This window comes from Staphylococcus sp. 231237_7MaSpsaltlick (genome assembly GCF_043107035.1).
This window is the reverse complement of sequence record NZ_JBICNX010000005.1, coordinates 182,087-194,098: the sequence shown is the minus strand read 5'-3', so window position 1 is coordinate 194,098 and position 12,012 is coordinate 182,087. Positions and strand designations below refer to the sequence as shown.

Below are 12,012 nucleotides of genomic sequence, written 5' to 3'. Positions count from 1 at the left end.
AAAACCACTCTCCTTTATTTATTATGTCTATACTAACTATGCTATACTATATGCACAGAAATTGGACCAACCAGATTTAAATTAGAATACCAACCAGATAATATAGGAGTTATTTTATGTTCAAACCAAAGTACAAACAAATTATTGATGATATTATTGCACAAATTGATACTGGCGAATTAGAACAAGGCATGCAATTACCTTCTCAAAGAGATACGGCCTCCCAGTACCAAGTAAATCGTTCTACTGTTATACAAGCGTTCGATATTCTTAAAAGTCAGGGAATTATAGAAGGTAGAGAAAAACAACGTTTATATGTATCTGGAAACACATGGCATAGTTATATTAGAAACAATATTAATTGGCAAAACTATATTAGTAATAGTACAACTAAAAACAACCAATACTTTGTTCAACAAATTAATAAATTAGAATTCTATACTAACATGATGCGTTTAGGTACTGGAGAACTTGGTCCCGATCTTATACCTAATGAGCGGTTTAAAGAAATTTTGAGTAAGTGTAATGCTAGTGTGTTAAACACTAATTACGAGCAACCCCAAGGTAATCTCAAACTTAGAGAAGCAATTGTGCAATATATGAGAAAATTAGGCATTACATGTGCAGTTGACCACATTTGTATTACTTCTGGTGCCTTACAAGGTTTAAAACTAATTGCAGATGGCTTACTTATTCCACAATCTAAGATTATTGTTGAATCTCCTTCATATATAAACTCAATCCGTACATGGCACAACATTAGAGCCGATATACAACAAATAAGCATTTCTGATATTAAAAGTAACATTAACAATATATTTAAAGCACAAACACAATATACAAACAGCATTTTTTATTGTATACCGACATTACACAACCCTACACAACATTGTTATTCAATAGAAGAAAAACAAAAAATCATCATGCAATGTGCACAACGCGATATACCTATTGTAGAAGATGACGTTTATGGCGACTTATATTTTAAACACGAACGTCCTAAACCCTTAAAATCATTTGATACAAATGACAATATTTTATATTTGAATAGCTTATCTAAGACTGTAAGTCCTGGTTTGCGTGTCGGTTGGATTATTGCCAAGCCTTCCGTCGCAGCGCATTTAGCTGATTTAAAAATGCAAAATGACTATGGCGTAAGTTCTATATCACAATATATCGCGTCAGAATGGTTAACACAGCCACAATATCACGAGCAACATCTCAAAAGTCTAAAGGATAAACTTTTAATTAAAAGAAATTTATTTTTAGAGTCCCTAGAGAAATATTTTAATAATTTCGGTTCTTGGTCAACGCCAGAAGGTTCATTTTATATTTGGTTCCAATTTAAGACGCCAATTGATATGAGAATACTTTTCGACGAAGCTGTTGCAGAAAATATACTTATTAACCCTGGAGAAGTTTATGATAAACATGCACGCCATTGTATTCGTTTCTCATATGCTTATATAGAACCTGATGATATCGATTCAACTTTAAAACATTTAAGCAAAATTATCCAAACACATTTTAGCCAATCGTCATAAAAGAGAATGGCACAGAAATCTAATTTATTTAACAAGACTTCCTCTACGCGTCCTAGCAAAGTTAATGTAGATTAAAATTTACTGAGCTGAAGCTCATAAATAAGCCTATATAATGATAGAGGCTGAGACAATTAAATTTGCCCCAGCCCCCAATCATTATACATTTGTAGAAATTGCGATGTACGCTATCCAAACAACTACTCTCAAACGTTTTTTGATAAATTTTTATAATATCTAACATGCCTTTTAAGTGGATGGTATTTACTAAGATTCGGATACTCAAAATAATCGTATAATTGCATGCCAATCTTTTCCATCACTTTTCTAGAAGCAGCATTATTTTCTGAAGTAAAGGCATAAACTTCTTCTAAACCTTGAGATTTGGCATATTTTAATACAGCTTCCGCGCCTTCTGTAGCAAAACCGTTTCCCCACACTTCTGGGATTAAGCGCCACCCTATTTCATAAAATGGCAACTCTTCAAATGTATATTTACTTTCTTTAGGCACATAATTCAATCCTATAAAACCTAACCAACCATTTGTCTCTTTCAATTCAACTGCAAATAAACCAATATTATATTTTGATATAACTTCATCCATTTTATTCATATCGTGTTCTGAACGTCTATAACTTAATAAACTCGGAAAATATCTACGAACTTGTTGATTTGCGTTCATTTGTTGAAATGGTAGCAAATCTTCCTCTCGCCAGTCACGTAACCTTAAACGTTCAGTTTCAATATAAACTGTCATATGTTACACCTCTAAACTGGAAAATAAATTTCTATATAAAAGTAACGCGTTATGAAACAGTTCATATCGCGCTACCTACATATTATTGTCGCTTATCATCAATTAAGCTCTTGAAATATAACTAATTAACTCTACATTTACTGTAACTTCTTTCAAACGGCCACGTTCACTTTTCGGTGCAGTGAAAGTTGCATCGATGAAATCATTTTTATGATTTAGTCTATAAGTAGCTACAAAAGTATCTGTATCAGATTCAAAGTTTGGCAAGTGTGCAATTACACGTTTAATTTCACCTGTCGAATCTTTTATTTCTCTACCTGTAATATTTTCTATTTCTCTACCTAATTCTGGTAAAGTAATAGATCTGCCTTCTAATAAATTGAAATCTTGTTCATGCATATTCATTACCTCTTTTCTATGTAAGGGAATTATCAAACTGTAACGTAAGTCAAACCAACCATCAATTTAGGACTGAATGAATAATCAACAATCCCCTTGTATTTCAACTTTTTTGCATTTTTATACGTATTTACTAATCCACATTATGTTTAATGATACCCATTATAACAATTAGTAAAACCATATTACAATGATTTCCTAGGAAATATTACAACGTATTTTCAAAATATAATTAAATCTAATTACTATATATTATACAGATATACTTTTTTATTATCTATATTTCGTTCGGCTCCCCACTCTACCTATGTAATTTACGTTTCTGAATTTATATCTTTTTCTAGACTTTCAGATTTATCTTTCAATTTATCATGCTCTTTTTCTAATTTTTCTTTTTGTTTTTTCAAATCTTTCTGTTGTTTTTCTAATTTATCAACATCTTTTTCCAATGATGCTTTTTCATCATCTTTACCACAAGCTGTTAATGTAACTGTTGCTGCTAATATGAGTGCCAAACACTTTTTCATGTAAGAACTCCTTTTTCATTATAATATATTAATTTTATCATTAATTATTATTATCTTCATTAATTACTGACAGTTTTTTAGACATAATTAACTTCTCCACCTGATAATCTCTTTTTAAATTCATTTCTATCATTTCTTTGTTGCTATACGCAACGGTGCTTTCTATTTTTTGAGCACCTTGATTAATTCCCCACGATTCTATGGATGTTTTCAATTTGTCACCTATACCTTGATTTCGATATTCAGGATGGACGTAGAGCATTTCAATCACAACTTTACATCCTACTACTTCAAATTGTCCCCATACAAACCCTACTAAAATATCATTAAGTGTTTCAATTAAAATGTGCCCCGCTTCTAGTTTCAAACTTCTTTCAATCATTTCTATACGCAAAGCGACAGACAAATTAGATTTTTGATAATCGTAATACTGTTGTTCAAGTTGTTCCTCATGTATGTTTGCAACTTCTGCTATAAATTTATTTTGTGATAATGAAAGTTGTTCCATAATTTCTCCTTTTAAAAAGTAAAGTTGATTTATGTCGTGATTTTAGTCATAATAAGCCATATCTTATTCTTACATTCTATAAAAAAGGTAGCGGAATTCAAATGAAATCTACTGAAAGATTAATGCGTGAAAATAATGTAAAATCACTACGATTAAACAATACTGATAGAGAGACATTCGAAAACTATATGACTTATGTACGCGCGGATTTGAGTGTGAATCCTCATGACTCTGAAAAGATGTTGAATCGTATATTAACTCAATTATTACAAGCCGAAAAAGAAGGCACGCTCGCTATGGATTTCTTTGATCATGATCCTAAATCACACGCAAAACAAGAAATTAAAAAATTGCCGAACGAGACACTCACCAATATATTCAAATATATTTTCCAACATATTTTACTTTTCTTTGGTATTTTTTGTTTTCTAAAAGGGTTTATTGGGTTTTTTATCGGTGCTAAACGGCTATATATATATACATTTCCCATAATGTTACTCGTCGGTATTAGCATTATTTTCATATTTATATGGATGGTTTTTAAAACTGTGCAAATGCAATGTTTTACCAAATCGCATTGGACTTGGATTATGACATACGTAAGTATTATAATTTTATTATTTGCGATATTTTATGTATTTTTTGTACCTCAAGCAGCGCTTGCTGTAGGTCCTTATATTTTTATAAGCAATTGGACATTTATTATTATTTCTTTCATAATTATTCCGGTTTCATTGTATATTGATCATCACTATATTAATAAAGACACAAATACTTCACTATGATTTAGTAATGACTTGATTTTAATATTAAAAGCAAAGCAAGATGATATGATGTACTGCTACGATGATATTTGAATGAATTGAATGCATTCAATTCATTTTCAGGCATTGTTTCAACGATCTCATTAGCATGTCGTGACATATCATATGTGGGGGTAAGAACTGAAGTTTCCATTGGTAGTGTGAGTGGAGTCATATTATATTCTTTATATATAAGGCACCTCGTTAATTTAGTTTAGTCGTGTTTATTAAATTATACGTAAGGGCCTTATTTTTTAAAAGTATTTTAATGTAAAATTACATATAAATGCGAAGTGTTTTGGCGAGACTCTTGAGGAACAAGCCAACAATACGAAGTATTGAATAAAATAGAAGCACTCAGATGATTTGAATTAAATCATTTGAGTGCTATTTTTCTGGGATTTATGTCCCAATCTTTCTTATTTTATATTGCTTAATCTATAACTAAATTGAATAAAATATTTCTACTCATGACCTCTAAGCTTTAATTATTTTTCTGATCAAACATAATAAAGTCCGTATAGGGAAATTTAAAACGCTATATAATCTACACCGACTAATTATGACAACATTACTTTAAGTTGTCATGCCTTCTTTTTTCTCAACAGCAACACTGATAAATAAGAATATTAAACCTATAGCTGTTAAAATAGGTGCGATAAGACTTAGAGATGCTACTGGTAAATGAGTAACAACTAACCCACCTATAAATGCACCTAAGGCATTCCCTAGATTAAACGCTGATTGGTTTAATGTACTAGCAAGTGTTGGCGCATCTTTTGAAATTAAAGTACTCTTGAATTGTAGTGATGGACTCATACTAAATCCTATTAAACCAAAGAAGAATATACCTGCGACCATTAAGAATCCGTTCATTTGGATAAAGTATAACAGCACGAAATATAAAATAAATACTGTAAATATCATTTGTAACGCTTTATTTAAATTCCAATCTGCAAGTTTACCACCTACGACATTGCCTAACGTAACACCTACACCAAATATAATAAGTAAATATGAAATAAGATGCTCTTGAACATTAGATACGTCAGTTAAAACTGTAGATATATATGTGAAATAAGCAAACACACTACTAAATCCGAATAATGTCACGGCTAATGTTAACCATAAACGCTTTTCTTTTAAAATTTTCAATTCATTTAATACAGAAGACTTAATCGTTTCACGTTGCATTGGTACAAAAATAATGATTCCTATTAAAGCTAACGCACCAATAATAGAAATAACAATAAATGTCATTGGCCAACCGAAATTTTGACCAACTAATGTACCAAATGGCACACCTAAGATGTTACTTAAACTTAGTCCCATAAACATCAAAGCCATGGCACTTGCTCTCTTTTCTGGCCTAACCATATTTGCGGCTAATATAGAACCTATACCAAAGAATGAACCATGTGCTAATGATGTAATAATACGGCTTGTCATCATAAATCCATAACTCGGACTAAATGATGCAGCAAAATTACCTAAAATAAAGATGCCCATTAACACTAATAGTAGATACTTTCTATTCCATTTTATTGTTAACATGACTATGATTGGTCCACCAATGGCAACACCTAACGCATAACCAGTAATTAATTGTCCTGCTTGACTCACAGTTACATCAAAGTCCCTTGCAATATTTGGTAAAAGTCCCATAATTACAAATTCTGTCATACCGATTGCAAATGCACCGATAGCCAGCATCCATATAGCTATTGGATATTTCATTTTGACTCTCCCTCCTATTCCGTTTTTTAAACATGTTTGTGATTATACTAAAATAAAGTTACTGAAAACAAGGTAATTGCTTGATTTTTTATTAAATTATTATATTAATGCGCTTTCATTAAAATTATATGTGTATTTAATCGTCCTAATTTAATTTTTGAGTTACAATTTTTCATAAAAAAGAGCTAACAGCCCCACTTAGAATTAAATGACTTGCTCACTTTATTCTAAAGATAAAACTATTAGCTCAAAATATAATTTTAATTAATTAGTAATGCGTCTATAAAGAACCATATTATCATAATAACCATGATAAATGCTTGTGCAACTGTGCTTGCTAAGAATGCTACAACCGAACCAAAACTTGCCTTTAAAGCTTTTGTAAAGTTTGGTTCTTGAATCATTTCTACAATTAATACCGCAACAAATGGAATAATAATAATTCCAAATGGAGGAAAGACAAAGCACCCCACAATAACGCCACCAAGCGCTGCATATTCACTTGCTTTTGAACCACCAAATTTATTAACAAAATATTGATTCATTATAAAATCTGCAACGATTATAAATAATGTAAGTAAAATCATAGATACATAAAACACCCATGATAAATTACCATTGTGAAAACCGAATTGATAAATTAGAAAACCGACCCACAAGACAAGTACAGATGGAATAACCGGCTTAATTAAACCTATAAATGCTAAGACAAATGCCGCTATAATACATAACCATAAAATAATTGCCATTATTAACTACTCATACTTTCTTCTGTAAATTTTTGATCTTTAGTAAAGAAAATGAGAATCATGCCTATAAATATAGATCCTGCAGAAACATAGAAGACATTTCCTAAACCAACCCATTGACTCATTATACCACCTAACAAGTTACCACATAATTGGCCAATAACCATTGCATTAGCAAATAATGTTGAAGCATAACCCGGAAAGTCCGGCAATATATCCTGAAAGTAACTAATCCCTAAACCAAGTAGTATTGCTAAAAATATCGCTAAAAACACTTGTCCTACAAACATCATAGCTAAACTTTCGAACACGCCGATACTAAAGTAAAATAACCCTCCAAAGAGACCACCTAACATAAGTAACATACGCGTAGTCATTTTCGCTGACAATATACCTAAAACAACCATAAAAGGCACTTCTAATCCGGCACATAAACTTGCTAATCCACCAACAAATCCTTCAGGTTCATTAAGGTATTTCGTTACAAATAGCGGCATATTCAATGTATACATCCATTGCCCTATATGCAGTAAAATAAACGCTAAAAACGGAACAAATAGTGACTTATCTCTTAACATATTAGGAGCTGTTGTCTCAACATGGTTTACATCAGAAACAGTGTGTTCTGTCTTGATATCTTTAAAGAAAAATACTTGTAATAGTAAGGTGAAGATAATGATTGTAATGGTACCACCAAACAAGCCTGAATATCCATTAGCACTTAATAGTAAAGCACCGATTAAAGGACCAAATAAAAAGCCAAATGAAAACATAGAACGTAAAACTGCATTAGCAAATTTAGCTTTGTTTCTTGAAGCAGAAGCATTAATTGATTCACGAGCTGATGCATACATTTGAGGCATTGCTGGCGCAAAACATCCTTGAAAAATAGCGTACATTGCTATAAAAATCCATATTTCATGGATATAGAAATAAATTGAAAAACTGACTGCCCCCATAAATAAGGCTGTAATTATGATTAATTTTCTATTAATATTGTGCGTATCAGAGAAACGCGCAACTATCGTATTCATTATAAATTGACTAATTGCAGCTAAGGCTAACAATAATCCATATTGCGTGGAAGTCATACCTAAATCATTTGTAGCAAACAACACTAAATAAGGTACAGTAATTGCTATCCCCATACCTAATAGCATCATATTCACTACAAATAATTTGTAGTTTTTAATATGTAATAAGGCACTAAACATGTAGACAACCTCTATTCTCTTAATAATATAAATCTTCGTCAGTACAATAACTTTACTTTTATAAAATGAAACTCAAAATCAAATCCATATCTATTTTATTACTCAACATATTCCATCATTAGATTTATAAATGACTCTACCTGAGGCAACTGCTGCATGCTTGAATCGTAGCTTAAAAACGTAGAACGTATGAGCGATTTATTATCGATATCCACACGTTTAAATTCGAACAACTCGCGATCTAAATGTTTCATCATAATTTCCGGCAATATTGTTACACCTACGCCATTCAATAACATTTCTTTACAAGTTGCAACTTGGTCTACTGTAATCATTGCATGATAATCTTGACCAACGTGACTTCCATACCATTCTTTTATTTGGTTAATGTAAATTGGGTCTGCTTGGAATTCAATAAAAGGCATTGTTTCTAGTTCATCGTTCCTATTTTTAGGATAAATGAAGTAATGCTCGTCATTAAAAAGGTGTGTATTACTTAAATTCATAATCTTATTACCACGAATAATCATGACATGATAATCTCTGTGATTTGCTTTAATTTGTTCGCTTGAACCAACTTGAACTTGAATTTCTACATTAGGAAATTGTCTTGTGTACAAATTCAATACTTCAGGTAACAAAGTTTGGCCAATTAAAGACGAACATCCAATAGATATTGTCCCGTTGACTTCACCAATATGCGCTTGCATTTTGTCTAAAAACAAGCGCTCTCTATTCAGCATTTCTCTAGCGTGTTCAATTATCATTGTACCTTCAGTTGTCGTAATCAATTGTTTTTTAGTTCGGATAAAAACATTGACGCCAAAAGCATTTTCAATCGCTTTAAGTCTTTGCGTAACTGCAGGTTGTGAAATATAGAGAATTTCAGCTGCTTTTCTCAGTGTTTTTGTTTCATCCAAAGTAGTTAACAAGCGATAATCGTCAATCTTCATAATTATCCCCCTATTTTTATAAAACCCTATTAATTATCGTAGAATAACTCTATTTTTTTATTTGTGTAGATTACATGCAATTCTAAGCTTTTCATTTTACATGTAATATTCACTATAACACGTTTATTTATATACTTATATGCCATTTTTAACACATAATTTTCAATAGTTAGTACCGTTTCCATTATATTTACTACTATTTCAAATGTATGTCATGATATATTAATTCTTTTCATGGTGTGAAGTCTTTTGTTGTCCTTGTTTATGCGTAGAAGTATGTCTATGCTGTTTATGTTTTTCATGTGTGTGGTGTTTGGATTTATGCATATGATGTTTATGTTCTTTCGACTTATGTTTACTATATTTCTGACCTTTAGCTTTTTGTTTAATTTTATGATAGCAATACATAATCTTATCTTGCATAGTTGGGAAATCAGCATCAATTTTTATCATAAGTTGATGCGCGATTACATATGCTTCATGATATTGTTTTTTAGTAATTTGTCCCGTATCCAATGCACGTTTTAAGTCGTCTTCATCAACAAGTTCATAAGTCCCATTTGGTAATACAAGTACGTCTAAACACAAATCAATCGTACGTGCATTTCCTTTCTGAGTAACATTTTTTAAATTAATATCAAAATAATATTCTAATGGGTTGCCCTTGTCATCTAACATCACTGTAATACTATAACGCTTTTTCTCAGGTAAGATTTGTAACCACTGATAGTTGTCATCAGCAACAATAATGTTTTGTCCAACTACTGACACCTCTAATGGCTCCCGAACTTTTTTCATAGTGACTAAACCAATAATACCTTTAAACTTATTATTGTTCACTTTGACCTCTGTGTATTCTCTATCAATGATGCGACGCCAGTGACGCTTATCGATATATTTTACTTTCACTGTCACCAACTCCTTGTCATTATTATATAAAACTGTTTCGCCCATGTCATCTCATGAATTATATTGGTGTCTTTTAATTTTAACTTTAAAATTTGATTAGTATTATTGTACTATATTTCATAGTGTAAAAGCGAAATTGACAAATTCTCTGAAGTCTGATAAATTTTATCTATATTTTTCAGAAAATTCCATAAATAAAGGAGCCTAACCATGACAGTTATTCAAAGACCATTTAGAGCAGATCATGTTGGTAGTTTATTACGACCAGATCGCTTAAAAGAAGCACGACAAGATTACAAAAACAATAAAATTGATGCAAATGCATTGAAAACTATTGAAGATGAAGAAATTGAACATATTATTGAAAAACAATTAGAAGTAGGATTACATAGTATCACAGACGGTGAATTTCGTAGAAGTTGGTGGCATTTCGACTTTTTAGAACATTTAGATGGCATTCAAGGTTATACATCCGAACATGGTTTAGAATTCGAAGGTGTGGAAACTAGAAATTATAATGTGAAGGTTGTAGATAAGGTTGCATTTAACCCAAACCACCCCCATTTTGAACATTTCCAATTCTTACATGAAAAAGTAAATGGCCGAGGGACATCAAAAGTCTCTATCCCTAGCCCTAACCAGCTTTTCCATCCAAATATTTTGAACGAAACAATATACCCAGATATTGAAAGTTATTCCCACGATGTTGCCAAAGCATATCACGATAGCTTATTAAAATTCTATGAGCTAGGGGCACGTTATATTCAATTAGATGATGTTTATTGGGCAAACCTAACATCAGGAACTCAAAAAACGCGTGGTCGTGATCGTACCGAAGAAGAAAAAGAAACTGCACGTCAACTTGCATTCCGTGTTGTCAATGAAGCAGTACAAGGATTACCAGAAGATTTACTAATCACAACTCACGTTTGTCGGGGTAACTACCAATCTACTTGGGCAATTTCAGGCGGTTACGAACCAGTAGCACCTTATTTATTCCAAGAAAATTTAGGTGGTTTTTTCTTAGAATATGACGATGATCGCTCTGGAGACTTTGAACCATTACGTTATTTCCCAAATGATAAATCAGCAGCAGTATTAGGCTTATTCACTTCAAAAACAGGAGAACTTGAGGATAAAAATGCTATACTTAAGCGCATTGAAGAAGCTCAACAATATATAAATTTAGATCAAATTTGTTTGAGTCCACAATGTGGATTTGCTTCTACTGAAGAAGGTAATAAACTTACAGAAGAAGCACAATGGCAAAAACTTGCTTATATAGTAGAAATTGCCAAAGAAGTATTTGGCACTGCAAAATAACATAAAGTGAAACAGTATTAACGATTTGAGGGCCCGAGACACAAAGTAATGTCTCGGGCTCTCAAATCTATTTTTTTATAGAGTTTAATATTCATTCTGTTCAATAGCTTCAGCAGATAATGCATAACGCATATTGATATCTTCTAAGTTAGGGTACTGTTCGTTCAACCAACTTTGGCTCAATAATTCAAAATGTTCAAACTTAAATGCAGGTTGACACATACATCCAACAAGCGCGTAAGCATTTTGACCTTCCACTGATGATGCAAATATGGTCCCTTTTGGTACTACATACTGTAATACGTCCCCCGCTTCTATGTTTTTTCCTAAGGATACTTGTTCATATCTACCGTCTGGGTGAATCATATGAATCATAAGTGAGTCACCATCGTGGTAATACCAAATTTCATCTGCATCGATACGATGAAAATGTGAAATATTGTCATGCGTTAATAAGAAATAAATACTAGAATACTGCGCTCTTTGATTTGCGCCGACTATAGTACCTTTAATTACTTCTTTATAATAACCACCTTCTGGGTGCGGTTGCAGTTGTAATTGTGAAATCCAAGCTTGTACGTATTGATTCAT

Annotated in this window: 13 protein-coding genes; 3 read left to right on the top strand and 10 right to left on the bottom strand. The window is 31.9% G+C overall.

Features of this window, described 5'->3' with window-relative positions; genetic code table 11:
- The first annotated feature begins 116 nt into the window (after positions 1-116).
- Entirely contained in the window at positions 117-1,544 is a 1,428-nt protein-coding gene (locus ACF91D_RS11560; RefSeq protein WP_327620791.1) for an aminotransferase-like domain-containing protein, read from the top strand.
- A 203-nt stretch (positions 1,545-1,747) separates the two neighbouring features.
- On the opposite strand, the gene ACF91D_RS11555 is transcribed toward ACF91D_RS11560, so the two are convergent.
- The 4 genes from ACF91D_RS11555 to ACF91D_RS11540 form a co-directional block, all read right to left on the bottom strand.
- Positions 1,748-2,299 (bottom strand): GNAT family N-acetyltransferase, encoded by a 552-nt coding sequence (locus ACF91D_RS11555; protein ID WP_039068829.1) that lies wholly within the window; start codon positions 2,297-2,299, stop codon positions 1,748-1,750.
- Positions 2,300-2,401: 102 nt separating this feature from the next.
- The gene (locus tag ACF91D_RS11550) at positions 2,402-2,698 is read right to left on the bottom strand and encodes a hypothetical protein (RefSeq protein ID WP_039068830.1); all 297 of its coding nucleotides are present in this window, start codon (positions 2,696-2,698) and stop codon (positions 2,402-2,404) included.
- A 314-nt stretch (positions 2,699-3,012) separates the two neighbouring features.
- Complete coding sequence (locus tag ACF91D_RS11545) at positions 3,013-3,225, bottom strand: SA0632 family lipoprotein (protein ID WP_052253452.1); 213 nt, start codon at positions 3,223-3,225, stop codon at positions 3,013-3,015.
- Between the two features lie 40 nt (positions 3,226-3,265).
- Positions 3,266-3,733, bottom strand: a complete 468-nt coding sequence (locus ACF91D_RS11540; protein WP_069792734.1) for a GNAT family N-acetyltransferase — start codon at positions 3,731-3,733, stop codon at positions 3,266-3,268.
- A gap of 101 nt (positions 3,734-3,834) precedes the next feature.
- Here ACF91D_RS11540 and ACF91D_RS11535 point away from each other — a divergent pair, with 101 nt between their 5' ends.
- Positions 3,835-4,518, top strand: coding sequence for a DUF1129 family protein (locus ACF91D_RS11535; protein WP_039068832.1), 684 nt, complete (start codon positions 3,835-3,837; stop codon positions 4,516-4,518).
- A 594-nt stretch (positions 4,519-5,112) separates the two neighbouring features.
- On the opposite strand, the gene ACF91D_RS11530 is transcribed toward ACF91D_RS11535, so the two are convergent.
- The 5 genes from ACF91D_RS11530 to ACF91D_RS11510 form a co-directional block, all read right to left on the bottom strand.
- A complete protein-coding gene (locus ACF91D_RS11530; protein ID WP_039068834.1) occupies positions 5,113-6,273 on the bottom strand; it encodes an MFS transporter in 1,161 nt (386 codons plus the stop codon).
- A gap of 260 nt (positions 6,274-6,533) precedes the next feature.
- Positions 6,534-7,022 carry a DUF456 domain-containing protein gene (locus ACF91D_RS11525; protein ID WP_039068835.1) on the bottom strand — a complete coding sequence of 163 codons (489 nt, stop codon included), beginning with the start codon at positions 7,020-7,022 and terminating at the stop codon, positions 6,534-6,536.
- A 2-nt stretch (positions 7,023-7,024) separates the two neighbouring features.
- Complete coding sequence (locus tag ACF91D_RS11520; protein ID WP_069792735.1) at positions 7,025-8,236, bottom strand: sugar efflux transporter; 1,212 nt, start codon at positions 8,234-8,236, stop codon at positions 7,025-7,027.
- A gap of 98 nt (positions 8,237-8,334) precedes the next feature.
- Positions 8,335-9,189 carry a LysR family transcriptional regulator gene (locus ACF91D_RS11515; RefSeq protein WP_327620792.1) on the bottom strand — a complete coding sequence of 285 codons (855 nt, stop codon included), beginning with the start codon at positions 9,187-9,189 and terminating at the stop codon, positions 8,335-8,337.
- A 222-nt stretch (positions 9,190-9,411) separates the two neighbouring features.
- Complete coding sequence (locus ACF91D_RS11510) at positions 9,412-10,098, bottom strand: ribonuclease FAU-1 family protein (RefSeq protein ID WP_069792736.1); 687 nt, start codon at positions 10,096-10,098, stop codon at positions 9,412-9,414.
- 210 nt (positions 10,099-10,308) lie between these two features.
- Here ACF91D_RS11510 and ACF91D_RS11505 point away from each other — a divergent pair, with 210 nt between their 5' ends.
- The gene (locus ACF91D_RS11505; RefSeq protein WP_069792737.1) at positions 10,309-11,421 is read left to right on the top strand and encodes a 5-methyltetrahydropteroyltriglutamate--homocysteine S-methyltransferase; all 1,113 of its coding nucleotides are present in this window, start codon (positions 10,309-10,311) and stop codon (positions 11,419-11,421) included.
- 84 nt (positions 11,422-11,505) lie between these two features.
- Here the strand turns inward: ACF91D_RS11505 and ACF91D_RS11500 are convergent, their stop codons facing one another.
- On the bottom strand, positions 11,506-12,012 hold the full coding sequence (locus ACF91D_RS11500) for a cupin domain-containing protein (RefSeq protein WP_069792738.1): 507 nt from the start codon (positions 12,010-12,012) through the stop codon (positions 11,506-11,508).

Bases quoted from the DNA above. Each gene is read 5' to 3' on its own strand.
- ACF91D_RS11525 (WP_039068835.1), bottom strand. From the start codon at position 7,022: ATGGCAATTATTTTATGGTTATGTATTATAGCGGCATTTGTCTTAGCA.
- ACF91D_RS11550 (WP_039068830.1), bottom strand. From the start codon at position 2,698: ATGCATGAACAAGATTTCAATTTATTAGAAGGCAGATCTATTACTTTA.
- ACF91D_RS11560 (WP_327620791.1), top strand. From the start codon at position 117: ATGTTCAAACCAAAGTACAAACAAATTATTGATGATATTATTGCACAA.
- ACF91D_RS11530 (WP_039068834.1), bottom strand. From the start codon at position 6,273: ATGAAATATCCAATAGCTATATGGATGCTGGCTATCGGTGCATTTGCA.
- ACF91D_RS11520 (WP_069792735.1), bottom strand. From the start codon at position 8,236: ATGTTTAGTGCCTTATTACATATTAAAAACTACAAATTATTTGTAGTG.
- ACF91D_RS11505 (WP_069792737.1), top strand. From the start codon at position 10,309: ATGACAGTTATTCAAAGACCATTTAGAGCAGATCATGTTGGTAGTTTA.
- ACF91D_RS11545 (WP_052253452.1), bottom strand. From the start codon at position 3,225: ATGAAAAAGTGTTTGGCACTCATATTAGCAGCAACAGTTACATTAACA.
- ACF91D_RS11555 (WP_039068829.1), bottom strand. From the start codon at position 2,299: ATGACAGTTTATATTGAAACTGAACGTTTAAGGTTACGTGACTGGCGA.
- ACF91D_RS11515 (WP_327620792.1), bottom strand. From the start codon at position 9,189: ATGAAGATTGACGATTATCGCTTGTTAACTACTTTGGATGAAACAAAA.
- ACF91D_RS11535 (WP_039068832.1), top strand. From the start codon at position 3,835: ATGAAATCTACTGAAAGATTAATGCGTGAAAATAATGTAAAATCACTA.
- ACF91D_RS11540 (WP_069792734.1), bottom strand. From the start codon at position 3,733: ATGGAACAACTTTCATTATCACAAAATAAATTTATAGCAGAAGTTGCA.
- ACF91D_RS11500 (WP_069792738.1), bottom strand. From the start codon at position 12,012: ATGAATCAATACGTACAAGCTTGGATTTCACAATTACAACTGCAACCG.